Origin of the sequence: Singulisphaera acidiphila DSM 18658, from assembly GCF_000242455.2 — a bacterium.
In the GTDB taxonomy this organism is placed as follows: domain Bacteria; phylum Planctomycetota; class Planctomycetia; order Isosphaerales; family Isosphaeraceae; genus Singulisphaera; species Singulisphaera acidiphila.
Genome location: NC_019892.1, coordinates 6,526,178 through 6,543,187, shown reverse-complemented (window position 1 = coordinate 6,543,187; position 17,010 = coordinate 6,526,178). Strand labels below are relative to the sequence as shown.

Here is a 17,010-nt window from a genome sequence, read left to right as displayed (position 1 = left end):
ACCCACACGGCGGGAGATCGATCGACCATGAAATACATGCTACTTATCTACGGCAATGAGAACGCATGGACCGAGGGCGAGCGGGAGCGCTGCTACGCCGAGTCGATCGAGCTGACAAAGCAACTGCACGCGAAGGGGCAGTATTTGGGTGCTTCGCCGCTTCATCTTGTCTCGACAGCGACCAGCGTGCGTGTTCGCGACGGGAAAAAGCTCATCACCGACGGGCCGTTCGCGGAAACGCGTGAACAACTCGGTGGCTATTTCCTGATTGAAGCGACCGATCTCGACGAGGCCATCAACATCGCCGGCCGAATCCCAGGGGCCCGTGTCGGCACCGTCGAGATCCGGCCGGTCATGGAACTCGACGGTCTCCCGCCGGGCGGCGAGCCACCGCAATCTCATTGATTTGATTTCAAGTTCTGAGACGAAACGGACAGGAGTCCACTCATGCGATCTGAGACGGAAGCTACTCCGGTTTCAAAGACGGCACGCTATGCCGGCCGATTCCTGACAGGACTCGCGATCCTGTTCCTGCTGTTCGACGGCGTCACGAAAGTGATGAAGGTGGCTCCCGTCATGGAGGCATGTGCTCAGCTCCAGGTCCCCGAACGCGTCGTCCCCGGTCTGGGAATCGTTTTGGTCGTGGCCACGCTGATCTATACGATTCCCCAAACTTCGGTCCTGGGAGCCATTCTCCTCACCGGCTACCTCGGCGGCGCAACCTGGACCCACGTCCGAATGGGGGGCCCAGCATTCCCGATCGTGTTCCCGAGCCTCGTCGGAGCGATACTCTGGGGCGGTCTCTACTTGCGAGAACCTCGGTTGCAGGCACTCATCCCGGTCCGCTTGCGGCCTAGAGAGTCGACCGTCTGAGTCACTGGATTTAGGGCCGGCCATGCCACTGGTAGTGGCATGGCCGGCCCTACTTCTCTCAGTCCCCTGCCCCCCTCAGACTCGTGCTGCCCCTCTTGAATTCTGGTCGGGCCCTGAGTCCGTTTTAATTCCGCAGGCTCGACAACGGCGCAGGGATCCGGCCGCCGTGGCGGACGAACGCGGTGCTCCCTCCGGCAGCGTGAATCGGCAAGATCGCCATCTCGCCGAAGAGGCCACCAAACACCGCGCGTTCTCCCGCAACCTTACCGGGGACCGGAATCACGCGGACGGCGGTCGTCTTGTGGTTGATGACGCCGATTGCAACCTCATCGGCGATCAGTGCGGCAAGGGTCTCGGCGTCGGTGTCACCAGGGACGGCGATCATGTCGAGCCCGACCGAGCAGACGGCCGTCATCGCCTCGAGCTTGGCCAAGGTCAGGTCCCCTACCTCAACGGCCTTGGCCAGTGCGGAGTCCTCGCTGACGGCGACGAAGGCCCCGGAGAGGCCACCGACAGACGAGGAGGCGAAGCTTCCCCCCTTCTTGACCGCGTCGTTCAACAGGGCCAGCGCTGCGGTCGAGCCTGGAGCGCCGATCCGGACGACCCCCATCGCCTGCAGGATTTCTCCAACGCTGTCACCAAGTTGCGGCGTGGGCGCCAGGGAAAGGTCGACGATCCCGAATGGGACACCGAGTCGCGAAGCGACTTCGCGACCGATCAACTCACCGACTCTCGTGACGCGGAAGGCCGTGCTCTTGATTTCCTCAGCGATCTCCCCCAGAGTCAGACGCGTCGACGAATGAGCAAGCAGGTCTTCGATCCCCGCCTTGACGACGCCGGGGCCACTGACCCCGATGTTGATCACGCAGTCCGGCTCCCCCACGCCGTGGAACGCGCCGGCCATGAACGGGTTGTCGGTCGGAGCGTTGGCGAAGATCACGAGCTTGGCGCAGCCGAATCCGTCATGGTCGCGGGTTCGTTCGGCCGTGTCTTTGAGCACATGCCCGAGTGCGAGAATGGCATCCATGTTAATCCCGGCCGCCGTCGTGCCGACGTTGACCGAGGCGCAAACGCGCTGGGTGGTCGAGAGGACTTCGGGAAGCGCTTCGATCAAGCGGCGATCACCGTCGGTCGAGCCCTTCTGAACGAGTGCGGTGAATCCGCCGACCAGGTCGACCTCCACTTCGGCGGCGACCGCATCGAGTGTCCTGGCCACCGCGAGATAGCCTTCAGCCGTATGCCCAGCGGCGACTGCGGCGATCGGGCTGACGGCGATCCGGCGATTGACGATCGGAATGCCGTAGCGCCCCTCGACCTCGAGGCAGACCGCACGGAGCCGACCCGCGAACTTGAGGAGCCGCTCGCGGATCCGGCCACAGAGGACCGTGATGTCGGGCGAAGCACAAGGCTGAAGGTCGATGCCCATAGTCACCGTCCGCACGTCGAGCTTGTGCTGGCGGATCATGCCGAGGGTGGACAGGACGTCCTCAGTGCGGTGCAACGGCGTCTCCTTGTGGTTTCCAAGCCGGGCCCACGCGCACGGGGCTGGGCTCACTGGTCGCCAGAAAAATGTTTTCGTGCTGAACGTAGGCTTCCAGACCATGGTCGCGGCCGAACCGCTCGAGTTCGGCCCGCACGGTCCCGGGAGAGAGGTCGGGCGGGAGGAACGCCTCCATGATCAACGAGAACCGAGCGCCGTCGACCCGCGCATGAAGGTCGACGATGTTCACCCCGTTCGCGGCAAGACAGCCCGCAATCCCATGGATGTTGCCAATCCCATCGCCACCGAGGACCGTCAGGATAAACCGCTCACCGTTCGGCACGGGGGGTTCCAGGGCCTCGTCCTTCATCTCGATCACTGCGACCGTCAGGTCGAACCGCTTGCCGCGCTCGGCGATGATCTCGGCAAGTTGATGAGGCGTGCGCGGGCCGGGAAACTCCACTGCCAGGATAATCGTGAAACAACCGCGCATGACGGTCTGGCTAAGCTCGAGGATATTCCCCCCTTGATCGCGCAGAGTCCCCGCCACCGAATACACGATTCCAACCCGATCGGCCGCCGTAACCGTCACAATATAGGTAGACATGTCCGACCCGAAGAGTGAGGAGAGGATCGAAACGAACGTCGGATCGATCATGCCACAGCCGGTCATCGGCACGCACGACTAAGGACGCGAGGAACTGCTGGCAGCCAAGGCCAGCGCCAGCCAGCCCACGAGGAAGCTGAGCCCGCCAAGCGGAGTGATCGCCCCGAGCCACCTCTGACTCGTGAGCACCAACACGTAGAGACTTCCCGAGAAGAGGGCCGTCCCGACGAGAAAGCCCCAGCCCGCCACTGTGACGGCTCCGCCCGTCCTGCCGTAGATCGCAAGTAACCCGACGGCGCTGAGGGCCAGCGCATGATACATCTGGTAACGCGCGGCGGTCTCAAAGTTCTCGACAGCTCGCTGCTTGGTCGTTCGCGTCGCAAACGAGTCGCTCTCCTCGACCTTGAAGCGATCGCGCAACGAGTGGGCTCCAAAGGCCCCGAGGGCGACCGAGAGAAACCCCGAGATCGCACCAATTCTCAGCCAGGCCCAACCAGACATCACACCACCTATTCCAAGCCAAGGTTCGTCGGGTGGGCCGGGCAGGCCCACCTTTTACGCGAGGATCCGACCCACCGTCGGGGCGGCGACTTCGTTCAGGATCAAGGCCCGAGCTTCCGCAGCGAGGAAGAGCGAACCGGTCACGCAGATCAGGCCGTCAGCGCCGGTCCGCTTCCGCGCAAGCGCGAGGGCCCCGGCGGGGTCGACCGCCGTGATCGCCACGCGGCCGTCGAGTTCCTCGATCGTCCGGGCGATCTCTTCGGGGGCCACGGCACGCGGGTTCTCAAGGTAACGGGTGACAATCACTTGATCGAAGAGGGGCAAAAGGGCTTGAAGCTGACCACGCATGTCCTTGTCCCGGCTCGTGCCGAAAATCAAGGTCCGCCGCGTGGCCGGAAAACAGGCTTGTAAAGTCGCCGCCAGCGCCTCAGCCGAGGCAACATTGTGCGAGCTATCGACGACCAGCCAGGGGGCTTCGCCAAGCACTTCCACCCGCGCGGGCCAACGTAGAGTCGCGAAGCCGCGGACCACCGCATCGCGACCGACGTTCCATCCCCGTTCGGCCAGGGCGTCGAGACTGGCCAAGGCGACGGCGACGTTGCCGGCCTGGTGGGCCCCCAGCAGCGGGAGGTCGATTTCGCCCCAGTCGGTTCGCCAGGTCTTCACATGAACTCGCCCCGCAGCCGGGCGAGTGAGCGGCGTTGGCGGTGGCTCGTATTGATACCGGAAGTCATGATCGAGCTCACGCAACAGACAGCGGCGTTGGCCCGCGACATGCCGGATCGCGTCGCGTGCTTCCGGTTGGGTGACACCGCTAATCGCGGGGCAGTCGCGTTTAAGAATCCCCGCCTTTTCCGTGGCAATGGCGCCGAGGGTCGAGCCAAGTTGCCGGGTATGGTCGAACGAGATCGTCGTGACCACCGCGAGTTCGGGATGGACCACGTTCGTCGAGTCGAGCCGCCCCCCCATCCCGACCTCAAGGACGACGGCCTCCGCCTGCTTTCTCTGGAAGTGGAGCAGGCCCATCGCGGTCGTGATTTCAAAGAAGGTGGGCCCACGATACCGGCTATCGGCACAGAAGGCGTCGAGCGTCTCGACGGCGGGCCGAACCGCATCGGTCAGGGCGACCAGTTCGTCGGGAGTCGCCTCCTGACCATTCACGCTGAACCGCTCTTCCAAGCGATGCAGGTGAGGCGAACAGAAGAGGCCTGTGCGCAGACCGGAGGCGGAAAGCGCCGCGGCGATCATTACCGAGGTCGACCCTTTCCCTTTGGTCCCCGCGACGTGGATGATCCGAAGCGACTCGTGCGGGTCGCCGAGCAGACGGAGCAGCTTCCGCATCCGTCCGAGGCGCAGCTCCTCGGTGAGCTTCGGCATACCCAGCCACTCGTAATTGAGGCGGCCGTAAAGGAAGTCGAGACGATCTTGATAGTCGACGTTCATGTCGGGCCGGCGGATCACGCCTCCCCCTTCTCAGCCTGGGTCGGTCGTGAGTTCAATGTCAGCCAGGATCCGCTCGACGCGTGCCTGAAGTTCGGTGAGCGACAGTCCCTTGACCCAGTAATCCGCCACCCCCACTGAGTAGCCCTCGAGCCGGGTGTCCGAATCGCCAAGGTTCGAGAGCATCACGACCTTGAGGTTGGAGGAATCGGGTTCATCGCGTAGCCGCTCGAGCACCTCGAAACCGTTGAGCTTGGGCATCCAGACGTCGAGGATCAGGAGGTCCGGCTTCCGGTCGATCACAAGGACGATTGCTTCCTCTCCGTCGCACGCCTCCCAGACCTCGTGCCCGGCGGCACGAAGACAGGTGGAGTAGATCGCCCTGAGATCGGGTTCATCATCGGCCAGGACGATGTTCATTCCCATGCGAACCGCCCTCCCTGTCCTTCACCGGCCGGTGCCAGAGATCCACCCCGACGGAAGGAATTTTAGCATACCTCGAAGGAACGAGCGACTCCTACGTCAGTCAACCTTCATTCGAGGTCGAGCACTCCTCACCGGCCCGGTGTTCCCTTGATGATAGGTGAGTGGGGCTGCCGAGCCTAGCCGAGGATGACCGATTCCGCGTTCGCGAGTTCCCTGCCTGCTCCTGATCGTTGTTCGCCCCCAACAACCAGCCCGCCAATGGCTCGGTCGCAAGCTCAGGACAGACGAGCGGAGTGGGGCGGCCCAGATCCTCAAGAATTCCTTCGGCGACCCGGTAGCCGCTTCGCACAGCCCCTTCCATCGTGGCCGGCCAGCCCGTGTCGGTCCAGTCGCCCGCCAGGAAGAACCCATCGACGGGGGTCCGCTGCGAGGGCCGATGGGCCTCGACACCCGGCCGGACCGCGAAGGTCGCTCCGTGTTCGGTCACGACCCAAGAGCGGACCAAGGTCGCCTCTCGGGTCGCCGGCCAGATCTCGGCAAGCTCCGCCATGATGGCGTCGAGGATCGCGGTCTTGTCGAGGGCCAGGAGATCGTACGAGGCGCTGATGACAAGCTGCAGGTACTCCCCCCCCTGCCCCATCGTGGACCGACCTTGAATTGCCGTGTGATTAAAGACCCATTGGATCAAGCGGCCAACAGTCACCACATGATCGTAAGGACAGATCGAGCGATCAAACCAGAGGTGGACCCCCGTGATCGGAGACGCCTGAAGGACATCGACGGAAGTGAGCGCAGGGACCTTCGCCAGAAGGTCGACTGGCAGGAGGGCCCGAACACGATCGAACGGAACGGCCATGACGACGAAGTCGGCGTCGATCGTCTCTCCAGAGCGGAGAGTCACGCCACGGATCTCCCCCTCAGGATCCATTCTCACCGCGCGCACGCCGGTCGTCAATCGAACGGCGACGTCATGATCCCGAAGCCAGTTTTCGAGCCTCGTCCCGTAGAGCTCTCCGAGCGGGACCAACGGAATCTCCATCCGGAAACCGTCGCGATTACGGAGGAAGCCGTCGATGAACACTTTGCGGGCGTGGCCCACATCCATTTGCTCGAGCCGCTCATTGAGCGCGGAGACCAGCACGGTCGCCCAGTAGAGATTGATCGTCCGGATGGTCTGCCCGTGCCTGAGGAGCCAATCGGCGAACGACTCGCCGGGTCGATCGTCGCGGGTCGATCGGAGACAGGCCAGCCCATAGGCCACGCGCAGCTTCTCGCTCCAGCGCAGGTAATTGGCCCGCAAAAAGCTTCCGGCGAGATGCAAAGGGGCCGGCAAGAAGCCTGCCCGAAGCGTCGAGGTTCGACCCTCCGGACTGAGGAAAACGATCGCCTCCTCGCGCCGAAAGAGTTCATGGATCTTGACGCGTCGGCAGAAGTCGGCCAGATTTGTGCAGCAGGTCATGCTGACATGCTGGCAGTTATCGACCGACTCGCCAGTCGCCGGGTCAATGAACGAGCTCGCCCGGCCGCCAAGTCGGGGACGACTCTCGATCAGGCTAATCCTGACGTCGTGGCCGGCCAGGGCCGAGGCCGCTGCAAGACCCGCGAGGCCGCCACCGACGATCACGACGTGGGGAGGGGCAGGAGTCCGTGACGAGTTCAACACCGAGGAACCTCCGCGCGGCTCGGTTCCAGACGCTCGAAACGGCCCGAGAACGAGCGAACCGTGATCGCGGCCTTGCGCCAGGGAGAGAGCGAGACCCGACCGGCCATGACCTCGTAGTGGCGCTTGACGATTTCATCGAGCAGAGTGCGATAGATCCCGACGATCGTGCGATGCACCGGCCGCCCCACGGGCGCGATCAGACGGTCGAGGTCAGCGCCCTTTTCGTAGAACTCGTAAGCGCGTCGCGCTTCGAATGCGAGCAGATCCCGGAGCCGATCGTTGGTCCGGTCGGCGACAAGGTCTTCAGGGAGAACACCAAACCGATCGAGGTCTTCCTGGGGAAGGTAGATCCGCCCGCGCATCGCATCCTCGCGAACGTCGCGGAGAATGTTGGTCAGTTGCAAGGCCAGGCCGCACGCTTCGGCCAATTCTTCAGCGCGCCCCTCGTCGGAGCGATAGCCCCAGATGTGGATACAGCTCAGACCGACGACCGAGGCGACCCGATAGCAATAGCCGTAAAGGTCCTCAAAGGTCGCAAACGGACAGGGATCAAGGTCCATCGCGACGCCGTCGATGACCTCGTCCAGATAGCGCCGAGGAATTGAGTGCCGCTCCACGGTGTCGACCAAGGCGGGCAGACCGGGCCAGCAGGCCGCCGAACCGCCGGTCAGGGCCTGATCGACGCTCTGACGCCAGGCGTCGAGCCGCGCACGCTGTTCGACGGCGGGGGCCGGCTCGTCGGCCAGGTCGTCGGTGTGCCTCAGGAAAGCGTAGAGCGCACACATCGACCGGCGGAGTGGCGCAGGAAGGACGAGAAAGCTGTAATAGAAGTTTTTCGCCTCCTTGCGCGAGAGTGAACCACAGAATCGGTAACTGGTCCGCAGCGCATCATTCATAGGTGTGTCCCTCCTTGGCCGGTTGGCAATCGATGGCTTCCCCCTATCGCCTGCGTTGCGGATTCGATCTTGGTCGCGCGAGAAGCCACGGGCCTCGGGCCTCGAAAGAGGGCACGGGCGAGCAAGCCAAACTTCGCGAGCTTGCCCAATCGGGGCCGGCTCGTCAGCACGTCGAAACCTTGGGCCTCAATCCGGTCGAGGATCGCCAGCCCGCCTCTTGAGAACAGGTCGACATCCACCGCGATGTCGCGCGGCAGGAGGAGGGCCAGCCTATGCCCCCCATCGAGCAGGGAGCGTGCCCGATCAACCTCGAATTTCAGGAGAGCCGCGAACTCGGGCGTGAACTTGAGTTCATGCAAGTCGGCGTCGGAGTATCTGAACCGCTGTCGGTCCTCGCGCGGGAGGTAGATCCGCCCGAGAGCCAAGTCGCGAGCCACATCCTGCCAGAAGTTCGCCAGTTGCAAGCCAGTGCAGGTCATGTCGGAGAGTTGGGCGTTCTCCGGGTTGAACGACCGAGCCAGGTAGAGCACCAGGTGGCCGACCGCGTTGGCCGACCGCGTGCAATAGTCGAGCAACTGGTCATAGGTTGTGTAGTCGGTAAGATCCTGGTCCTGCTCGAAGGCCGAGATCAAGGCCTCGAATGGCTCGATCGGGATCGAAAACTCCTCGACCGTCGCGTGGAGCGTTTGCAGCACGGGGTGACAAACAGGCTCTTTCCCTTCATACATTCCCCGCAGTTCGCCCCGCCACCAGGCGAGCAGTTCGCGCGACTTCTGCCGGTCGCCGATCTCGTCGCCGAGGTCGTCCGACCAGCGGCAGAAGGCATAGATGCTCTGAAAGGCCGGGCGAAGCCGGCGCGGGGTGAGCCAGGTCACCACGCTGAAGTTTTCGTAGTGCGACGCGGTCAGCCGGGCACAGTAGGCACGAGCCTCCGCCAGAGTCATCGAGTACGAGGCATCCGGGCCGTACTGGCGGAGGTCATCCAAGAAGGGCATCGGGGCATCCTGGTGGCGTTGCTGCTGCGGGGATCGTGCCCGATTCTAGTCTTCCAGGTCGCCCCCCGCCAGACGCCTCACTCGTTCCCTACCTCTCGAGCCCTCGGGCCAAACAATCCGAACCGGACGCGGGGCGATTGACCCACTCCACCCGCCTGGTCAGAATCGTGCGGTTGCTGGACCCAGGCGACGCAATCGGGTCCGCGGTCCGCAGACACACCAGAAATCACAAAAAAAGGGAGAAACGCAGTGCTACGAGCCACACTCGGACTGGCCGTTGTTTTGACGCTCGCGACCGCCTCGGTTGGAGCCGGCGAAGGAGAGTTCAAAGCGCTCTTCAACGGCAAGGACCTGAGCGGTTGGGTGACCCCCACCGACAAGACCCTCTTCAGCGTCGAGAGCGGCGAGATCGTCGGGCGCACCAAGGGGAATCTCAAGAAGAACGAGTTCCTCGTCACCGAGAAGCCCTATGGCGACTTCGTGCTCAAAGCCAAGGTCAAGCTCCGCAATCACAACTCCGGTATTCAGTTCCGCAGCAAGCGAGCCAATGACGGAGCCGTGTCCGGGCCGCAGGCCGACGTGGCCGAGGGCTACTGGGGCCTGCTCTATGAGGAGCGGGGACGAGGGATCCTCGAACAATTCGACAAGAAAAAGGCCGAAGAACTCATCAAGAAGAACGATTGGAACGAGTTCGTGATCGCCGCCAAAGGGGACCACGTCACAATCGACATCAACGGCACGCGCGTGATCGACCGCGTCGACCCGGAATTCGCCAAGGAAGGGATCATCGCCCTTCAGGTCCACACCGGCGAACCGATGGAGGTCCGCTACAAGGACCTGGAAATCAAGACGGCCGACTGACGCCGGCCAACGCGATCGCACACCGTCGTGGCACTCGCCTTGGCACCTCAGATGGGGGCCAAGGTGGGCGCCGCGACTTCGTCAGCCGATGGCACTCATTAGGTTCAAGACCACGGCAACGACATAGAACGGGAGAAAAAGCCAGCGTGCTGTTCGCTGGATCCTTCGAGCACAAAGCCGGATCCGAATCAGGGCATTGCTCCCAACGGCCCGACCGTCCTACTCCAATGTTCTGATCACGAGTGAGCGATGAGAGGCGCTTTCCCAGGGTTGGGTTGTGTATAATCCAAACCTTGAGTCATGGAATCAACCGTCGGACCGCCATGATTGTCAGTTCCGGGGCCTCAAGCGTCTCGGCCGTTGGACTTGTGGCAAGTGCTCCAAGGCGTTCTCCTTCCCGGACGATCAAGCCGACCGCCATGCCCACCATACTTCCCTCGAGTGACGGCCCTTCCGAGGACGAAACGCCCGATTTGAGACGGGAAGAATCCAGGACCAAGCTGATTGTCGAGACAATGCTCTCTCCCCTGCCCGAGCAGGAAGAGGAGTCCACTCTCGAGAAGCTGGTCGACGTGGCTTTCCCCCCCCTCCCCGAGGAAGGAGACAGCCCCAAGGAGCAAGAAGACACAACGAGCTTCAAATCAGGGCCGGAGATCGCCTACCAACTGCCTGGCCTTGACAACCGCGAGCGTTCGCTCCCGATTCGTCAAGGGGATCTCACTCGCCTGCTCCTGGCCGAACCCGACCTCTCGGACGACGAACGGCAACAGCTCACCGCGTTCGGGGCCATTCTCGGCGCCACATTTCACAGCGAGTTTTACGACGAGCTCCAGCAACTGAAGGAACGGTACGCCCCGCTCGACCCCGACTCGGACTATGTGAATCTCAAGGATCATTCGATCCAGGTTACCCCCAACTCGGATGAAACCTTCCTCAGTGCTCTCGAAGGCGCCTTAACGAAGGCCAACTACAGCGTCCTCGATTTGGAGATGATCGAGCAGGCAATCAGGGCGCCCAATGAGAATGGACTGACCTACGTCCCGGACTTCTCCCTCTTCGAGCATCTCCAGGTCTGGGTCCGTGGCTACACGCGGATCAGCCGCGACGCCAGAACCGCCCGGACCCGATTCCGCAAGCGCACGGTGCATCTTGACGCCTACCAACGTCTGGTCGTCGCCTTAAAATTCAAACCTGGGTTGAAGCTGGGCCCCCACGTTCGTTCCGACGTGCTCTACCTGCGCATGTTCAAGGACGTGCCGCACGTGGACATGGAGATGCATTTGCCCGAACAGGGGACCAAAGTTCGCATGCGTCTGATCGACAAGGCCCAGATTGCCTCGCCCCTCGTGATGGGAATCCCAACGCTCGCCCTGAAAATATCCGCGGCGGTGGGCCTCAAAATTTTCTTATTATTTTCCCTGACATGGGGAGCAATCGCGGGGATCATGATTGCGCCGATCAGCGCGGGGATTAACTCATTCTTTGGATTCCACCGTGCCAAGGCGAAGCACCTCAGCGCGATGATCAACAGGCTCTATTATTTGACCCTCGCCAACAATGCGAGCGTGCTCACCCAGATGATCGACTCGGCGGAGGACGAGGAGTACAAGGAGGCCATGCTCGCCTACTTCTTCCTCTGGCGATCGGCCAAGGACCCGACTCCTGTCACCGAATCCGAGCTCGACAGCCGGATCGAAGCGTACCTGGCGAAAAAAACCGGGGTCGAAATCAATTTCGAGGTGCACGACGCCCTCGACAAGCTCTTCCGGCTCGGGTTGGCGACCCGCGAATCCTCCGGCGGGCTGCGAGCCGTCCCAATCGACAAGGCCCTGATCGCCCTCGACCGGCAGTGGGATCAGACCTTTCGGTATTCCTGAGCCGGGTCAGGATGATCCTCGTCCCGCTCAGGTTGAGCGATCGTATTTGCCCCAACCTGAAAAAAAGACCGATTTCGCTTCGCCGAAATCGCCATTAGAATAAAGTGGGACCTTTGAGTCCGGGTACCAAGCGCTGCCGACGGACCGGACATCGTCAGTCGTCACTCTGGTGTAGCCCATGCGTGGGGCCATCACTTGGCTCGCCAGCGTGGACCAGGCTACAATGACGAAATTGAGGCGTGCAGCAATGTCGGGCCGTTTGCCCCACCCCAGGTCCCACCCTCCCTTTGCGCCTTTGCCCTCCCCTAGGTGTCTATAATGGCGACCGCCACGAAGAAGAATCCTTCGTCTCCATCTCATCCTGGCGACTCACGATCCGGGGTGGTCGGCGGCATCCTCGGCGTCTGCGACGCCATCTATCGATTCCTGGCCTCGCTCAAACTCGCGGTCTTCAGCCTGGCGAGCCTCGCGGCCGTCCTCGCCTACGCCACCTTCTTCGAATCATGGTACGGCGCCAGTGCAGTCCAGGAATGGATCTACCAGACCAAGTGGTTCGCCGTCCTGCTCGCCTTCTTAGGGGCCAACATCCTCTGCGCAGCCCTGATCCGGTTCCCCTGGAAGAAGCGACAGACCGGCTTCGTAATCACCCACGTGGGGCTTCTGACCCTGCTGGCCGGCTCCTTCTACAGTCTGAAAACGGCCGACGAAGGACAGGTCGGCATGGTCGAAGGACAAACGCGCCAGGAGCTCGTTCGGATCGACTATCCGGTCATTCGAGTCTGGCCGATCGACCCCGAAACCAAGAAGCCGACCGACGAGGAGTTCCGCCTCCCATTCCGGCCGGGCAACTTCGCCTGGGGACCGGGGAGCCCTCGGCCTCGCGGCGTGGTCGGGGCGGTTGCGCATACCTTGACCGCCGGCGCGTTCGATCCGAAGAAGGACGACGGTGAGATTCTCACCGGTCCTCAAGACCCGATCAAGTTCGTGGTCAAGTCGCACATTCCGGCCTCGGCCTGGACGACCGCCCACGTCGCCGACCCCGATGGGATCCCAATGGTCAAGGTCCGGGTTCAGGCCAAAGCGCCCGGGCAACTCCGGCCGATGGACGCCTTCGGAGCCGCCCAGGAAGAGGATCGCTGGATCACCCCTCACGACGACAAGCTGATCCAGGTCTTCAAGCGGTTGAACCGAGTGGTCAAACGTCAAGGCCCGGCGACATTCGCCTTCAGCTACGTCGATCGCCCGGAGCTGGTCGAAGACTTCCTAAACCCGCCTAAGGACTCCGGCCCCAGTGGGGTCGCCCGGTTCCGCTATCGCGACAAGGCGAACAAGGCAAAAACATATGAATGGAAGCTTGAGGACCAGAAGGACAAGACCGTCACGCTGCCTGACAGCGACCTGATCGTCACGTTCAAAGGGGCCACGCTGATTCCGGCCGGTCTCGATGACTTGCTGGGCGATCCCGATATCCCCGTCGCCCACTTCAAGATCAAGCGAGGCGACGGCCCCGAGGCTGACTATTACGGCTGGGCGCTCATGCCGATGGTCCCCAGCCTGATCCCCAACCCCGATAAGCCCGAACTCTCCAAGGAACCGCTGGCGGAGATCAGCTACTTCCTGCCGCCGACCCTCGACATGGCCGCCGGCCGACTCGGCTTGATCGAGATCCTGGGAACGCCCGATGGAACCCTTTACCACCGAATCTTCGGCCGAGGCAAAGGAGCGGTCTCCGAAGTTCGCGGAGTTGGTCCCCTGGCCAAGGGCAAAGAGATGGTGGCATTCGGGGGAAACCCGGGCATGCCCATGACCATCTCGTTCCAGGTTGAGGACTATCTCACCGGGGGCCGCGAAGAACAGGTCTGCGAACCGATCGTCCTCCCCAAGGGCCAGCAGAGCAACGGCCTGGCCGCCAGCCTCGTGGCGATGACGGTCAAGAACGGTGACCGCCCCACGACCAAGGAGTTCTGGATCCGTCGATCCCCCACCCTCGAACCGGTCCCCCAGCGGGTCTCGTTCCCCCACGGTGACTACGACGTGGTCTACGACGTCGACCGGAAACCGCTGGCGTTCTCGCTCAAACTCGACGACTTCAAGGTGGAGTTCGACCCCGGTACGCAGCAGGCGTCGAGCTTCACGAGCAAGGTCCGGCTCTCCGACGAGACGATGGCGATCAAGAACAAGCCCCATACGATTTCGATGAACGAGCCGCTGACGCATCGCGGCTACACCTTCTACCAGGCGAGCTACGCTCGCGAACAAGACCCACACACCGGGCGAGAGACGGGCCGGTTCCAATCGATCTTCCAGGTCGGCGTCGACCCTGGCCGTTCGATCAAATATCTCGGCTGTTTGTTGATCGTCTTTGGGGCGTTCGTTCAGTTCTACATGCGTGCTGGCCTCTTTTCCGACGGCGGCAAGCGCGAGCGTGCCCTTGCCGAGGCCAAAGCCAAGAAGGCCAAGGCTGGCGACCACTCGCCCGAGACGAATGACGTGGAAGTGGTCTCGGAGTCGGACGAGACTCTGTAGCCAGCCAAGAGTGTGCTCACCGTAAAAGCGCCGGGCCGCCACGCTTTGGGATGAGGGTCCCCTTATTTTTCCTCATCGGTGACGTGGCCCGACGATCGATCAGACCAAGATTTTCCGAGCCGGGAGACGAACATGAAACGATTCGGGTGGCTCCTGCTTGGCCTCCCCCTGGCGATTGCTCTCGAGACGCCTGCACCAGGGGCAGAGGCACCCAAGGCGTTTGGCACCGGGCCGGCCTACGTCGACCTCGCCAAGCTGCCCGTCATGCACGAAGGGCGGAAGAAACCGCTCGACACCTTGGCCCGCGAAGAGGTCAAGCAAATCTTCGGCCGCGAGACGATCAAGATCCTCGGCGCGGATGACAAAGTCATCGCCACCTGGGGACCGGTCGCCGTCCTGTTCAACTGGTCGGTTCGGCCCGAGTTCTGGGACGATCAGCCGATCATTCTCGTCGAATACATCCCGCTCAAGCGGCTCCTCCTGGCCGACTCCATCGAGGCCCGGTTGACCGCGATCGCCAACCAGCCCAAGACCACGGCCGGCGATCGGACCACGGTGAAGAACCTTGCCGCTCGCAAGGACCTCGACGCCGACGCCTTGCGGAGCTTCGCCCGTCAGGCAACCCTCTCGGACGAGGACTGCAAAGCGGTTGAAACGCTCGCCGACGAACTGGGCGAAGCCCACAAGTGGCTCACCCCGCGCCAGCTCGAATCGGCCCGGGTGAAAGTGGAGGGGCAGACCCTCGACTTCAATACCTGGTTCCGCGACCTGGCCGAGCGGAAGAGCAAGAACGAGTCGAACATGAGCTACGACGGGCCCAAGCTCACCGACGTCGAGAAGCGCGCCATCGAAGTCGGCACCCGGCTCGTCCATTACCAGGCCCTGCGCGACCGCACGATCAGCTCGGTTGAGCCGATGCTCGTCATGCCTCGTCCGAACAACCCAACCTATCTCGCCTACTGTGGCGCTGCCTTTGAAAAAGCGCGAGAACGGCAAGGGGTCGAAGGGCTTTCCCCGCTCGAGCTCGACTCCGCGAACGTGCTGTTGACTTACTACAAAGACATCCCTCGCGAAGACTGGAAGGATCCGGGCAAGGACGCTGAGTTCGACGCCAACTTCACCGCCTGGCTGAAAGAAAACTCGGTCTGGATCCCGCTCAGGGTCTTCCTCGAGACCAAGGCTGAGGATCTGGCAAAGGCCGGCTTCCCCGCCAAAGAGGCCGAAGCGTTCCTGACCACCTTCCGGGCGATGGAGCAGGCTGAAGAATCCGCGCCTGGAGCCGCTCCGAAGGCAAACGCCGCCGCGCTGCTCGCCGCCACCCGCGACCTGGGCCAGAAAGTCAACGGGGGCAACTACCCGACCACCAAGGCGATGGACCTCGAAGCCTATTTCAACGAGACGAATCCGTTCTTCACGGCTCCTTACGGCTATGGCCTGGCCCTGGCCTTCCTGGCGGTGAGCCTCGGGTTTTCGTCGAACCGTGAACGGGAGCGGGCTCCCTTCTGGCAGCTTGGCTCGATCGTGTACTGGTCCGGTATCGTCTGCCTGCTGGGCGGCATCGCGCTGGAGATCCTCGGATTCTCCATGCGAGTGCGGATCTCCGGTTGGGCTCCGGTCACCAACATGTATGAGACCGTGATCTGGGTTTCCCTCGTGGCGGCGGTCTTGGCGGTTGTCTTCGAGATGATCTTCCGGAAGACCTTCGCAGCACTCGCCGGTTCAGGCGTAGCGCTCCTGGGAACGCTCCTGGCAGCGAACGTGCCCCTGCTCGACCCAGGGATCCATAGCCTCCAACCGGTCTTGCGGAGCAACTACTGGCTGACGATCCACGTCCTGACCGAGGTTTCGAGCTACGCGGCCTTTGCCTTGGCGATGGGTCTCGGAATGATCGCAACCTTCTACTACCTGACCGCCACCTATCGCCGGTCCCCTGCGATCATGGAAGTCGGCGCCCCCTTGATTCCAGGGCTACCGTTGCTGCTCCTCGGATCGTTCGGTCTGGCGGCCTCCTACGGCGGATTCGGTGTGAACCTGCCGCTCGACCGGGCAAACCTCCTGTTCAACGTGTCGGCGGCTTTGGCCGGCCTGGGGGGCTCGATGTCCATCATCGGCGGGGGCGGCGTGTTCGGTGAGCTGGTCGCCCGAGCGACCTTCCGTGACCATACCACGCTGGACGACGCCGCAATCGCCGGCGAAGCCGTCACCTCAGCTCCCGCTGCAACGTCGGTTCAAACCGTGACCGTCGAAGAGCGAGGATCGGTCGCCACCGCAACCAAGCCGACCGTCGCCGAGATCCGCGCCCGAGCCGCCTTGAGCCGGCCGAAGCTGGACGCCCGTGGGCTGGCGATGCAAGCAACGGCCGCCAAGATCAAGCCGCTCTCGAACTTCATCTACCGGACCATGCAGGTAGGCGTCCTCTTGATCGCCGCCGGCACGATCCTGGGAGGCGTTTGGGCCGACTACTCGTGGGGCCGGTTCTGGGGTTGGGATCCCAAGGAAGTCTGGGCACTGATCACCCTCCTGGTCTACCTGATCCCGCTTCACGGTCGGTTCGCCGGCTGGGTCAACACGTTCGGCCTGGTCATCGCATCGGTCGTCTGCTTCCTCTCCGTGATCATGGCCTGGTACGGCGTCAACTTCGTCCTCGGCGTCGGACTCCACAGCTATGGATTCGTCGAAGGGGGATCGCAAGGCGTCGTTCTCGCGGTCGTCCTGGGCGTTCTGTCCCTCACCGGTGCCGCAGCTTGGCGGCGTGGAATCGCCTCGCGGGTCCTGAACACCACCGCGTGAGTCGGGATGCCGGCCAAATTTAGGATTTCCCTCGAGAACCCCGGTCTCCACAAGGACCGGGGTTCTCTTTTGCGC

The 17,010-nt window shown here is 62.8% G+C and carries 14 protein-coding genes; 6 read left to right on the top strand and 8 right to left on the bottom strand.

Going from position 1 to position 17,010, the window contains the following annotated elements:
* Positions 1-27: 27 nt before the first annotated feature.
* Together SINAC_RS25675 and SINAC_RS25670 are read left to right on the top strand one after the other, a co-directional pair.
* Positions 28-405, top strand: coding sequence for a YciI family protein (locus tag SINAC_RS25675; RefSeq protein WP_015248484.1), 378 nt, complete (start codon positions 28-30; stop codon positions 403-405).
* A 42-nt stretch (positions 406-447) separates the two neighbouring features.
* A complete protein-coding gene (locus SINAC_RS25670) occupies positions 448-873 on the top strand; it encodes a DoxX family protein (RefSeq protein ID WP_015248483.1) in 426 nt (141 codons plus the stop codon).
* A 124-nt stretch (positions 874-997) separates the two neighbouring features.
* Here SINAC_RS25670 and SINAC_RS25665 read toward each other — a convergent pair whose 3' ends face one another.
* From SINAC_RS25665 to hpnC, 8 genes are all read right to left on the bottom strand, one after another.
* Positions 998-2,374, bottom strand: a complete 1,377-nt coding sequence (locus SINAC_RS25665) for a PFL family protein (RefSeq protein WP_015248482.1) — start codon at positions 2,372-2,374, stop codon at positions 998-1,000.
* A complete protein-coding gene (locus SINAC_RS25660; RefSeq protein WP_020466787.1) occupies positions 2,361-3,011 on the bottom strand; it encodes a glycine cleavage system protein R in 651 nt (216 codons plus the stop codon). Before SINAC_RS25660 ends, SINAC_RS25665 begins: the two co-directional genes overlap by 14 nt.
* Before the next feature lie 27 nt (positions 3,012-3,038).
* Positions 3,039-3,461 carry a DUF423 domain-containing protein gene (locus SINAC_RS25655; protein WP_015248480.1) on the bottom strand — a complete coding sequence of 141 codons (423 nt, stop codon included), beginning with the start codon at positions 3,459-3,461 and terminating at the stop codon, positions 3,039-3,041.
* Between the two features lie 54 nt (positions 3,462-3,515).
* On the bottom strand, positions 3,516-4,922 hold the full coding sequence (locus SINAC_RS25650) for a bifunctional folylpolyglutamate synthase/dihydrofolate synthase (RefSeq protein WP_015248479.1): 1,407 nt from the start codon (positions 4,920-4,922) through the stop codon (positions 3,516-3,518).
* Positions 4,923-4,934: 12 nt separating this feature from the next.
* Positions 4,935-5,327, bottom strand: a complete 393-nt coding sequence (locus tag SINAC_RS25645) for a response regulator (RefSeq protein WP_015248478.1) — start codon at positions 5,325-5,327, stop codon at positions 4,935-4,937.
* A gap of 100 nt (positions 5,328-5,427) precedes the next feature.
* Complete coding sequence (gene hpnE, locus SINAC_RS25640) at positions 5,428-6,990, bottom strand: hydroxysqualene dehydroxylase HpnE (RefSeq protein WP_015248477.1); 1,563 nt, start codon at positions 6,988-6,990, stop codon at positions 5,428-5,430.
* A complete protein-coding gene (locus tag SINAC_RS25635; RefSeq protein ID WP_015248476.1) occupies positions 6,984-7,886 on the bottom strand; it encodes a phytoene/squalene synthase family protein in 903 nt (300 codons plus the stop codon). The genes hpnE and SINAC_RS25635 overlap by 7 nt, the downstream gene beginning before the upstream one ends.
* The gene (hpnC, locus tag SINAC_RS25630) at positions 7,883-8,881 is read right to left on the bottom strand and encodes a squalene synthase HpnC (RefSeq protein WP_015248475.1); all 999 of its coding nucleotides are present in this window, start codon (positions 8,879-8,881) and stop codon (positions 7,883-7,885) included. The genes SINAC_RS25635 and hpnC overlap by 4 nt, the downstream gene beginning before the upstream one ends.
* A 249-nt stretch (positions 8,882-9,130) precedes the next feature.
* Between hpnC and SINAC_RS25625 the strand changes: the two genes are divergently transcribed.
* The 4 genes from SINAC_RS25625 (at position 9,131) to SINAC_RS25610 (ending at position 16,935) form a co-directional block, all read left to right on the top strand.
* The gene (locus tag SINAC_RS25625; protein WP_015248474.1) at positions 9,131-9,742 is read left to right on the top strand and encodes a 3-keto-disaccharide hydrolase; all 612 of its coding nucleotides are present in this window, start codon (positions 9,131-9,133) and stop codon (positions 9,740-9,742) included.
* Positions 9,743-10,161: 419 nt separating this feature from the next.
* Complete coding sequence (locus SINAC_RS25620; RefSeq protein ID WP_020466784.1) at positions 10,162-11,619, top strand: DUF3754 domain-containing protein; 1,458 nt, start codon at positions 10,162-10,164, stop codon at positions 11,617-11,619.
* 318 nt (positions 11,620-11,937) lie between these two features.
* A complete protein-coding gene (locus tag SINAC_RS25615) occupies positions 11,938-14,145 on the top strand; it encodes a cytochrome c biogenesis protein ResB (RefSeq protein WP_015248472.1) in 2,208 nt (735 codons plus the stop codon).
* A gap of 132 nt (positions 14,146-14,277) precedes the next feature.
* Positions 14,278-16,935: a cytochrome c biogenesis protein gene (locus SINAC_RS25610; protein ID WP_015248471.1), complete on the top strand. Its 2,658-nt coding sequence runs from the start codon at positions 14,278-14,280 to the stop codon at positions 16,933-16,935.
* Positions 16,936-17,010 lie beyond the last annotated feature (75 nt).

What these genes read in the sequence shown, in the direction of transcription:
- SINAC_RS25675 (WP_015248484.1), top strand. Translation starts at nt 28, where the DNA reads ATGAAATACATGCTACTTATCTACGGCAATGAGAACGCATGGACCGAG.
- SINAC_RS25670 (WP_015248483.1), top strand. Translation starts at nt 448, where the DNA reads ATGCGATCTGAGACGGAAGCTACTCCGGTTTCAAAGACGGCACGCTAT.
- SINAC_RS25660 (WP_020466787.1), bottom strand. Translation starts at nt 3,011, where the DNA reads ATGATCGATCCGACGTTCGTTTCGATCCTCTCCTCACTCTTCGGGTCG.
- SINAC_RS25655 (WP_015248480.1), bottom strand. Translation starts at nt 3,461, where the DNA reads ATGTCTGGTTGGGCCTGGCTGAGAATTGGTGCGATCTCGGGGTTTCTC.
- SINAC_RS25645 (WP_015248478.1), bottom strand. Translation starts at nt 5,327, where the DNA reads ATGGGAATGAACATCGTCCTGGCCGATGATGAACCCGATCTCAGGGCG.
- SINAC_RS25635 (WP_015248476.1), bottom strand. Translation starts at nt 7,886, where the DNA reads ATGAATGATGCGCTGCGGACCAGTTACCGATTCTGTGGTTCACTCTCG.
- hpnC (WP_015248475.1), bottom strand. Translation starts at nt 8,881, where the DNA reads ATGCCCTTCTTGGATGACCTCCGCCAGTACGGCCCGGATGCCTCGTAC.
- SINAC_RS25620 (WP_020466784.1), top strand. Translation starts at nt 10,162, where the DNA reads ATGCCCACCATACTTCCCTCGAGTGACGGCCCTTCCGAGGACGAAACG.
- SINAC_RS25615 (WP_015248472.1), top strand. Translation starts at nt 11,938, where the DNA reads ATGGCGACCGCCACGAAGAAGAATCCTTCGTCTCCATCTCATCCTGGC.
- SINAC_RS25610 (WP_015248471.1), top strand. Translation starts at nt 14,278, where the DNA reads ATGAAACGATTCGGGTGGCTCCTGCTTGGCCTCCCCCTGGCGATTGCT.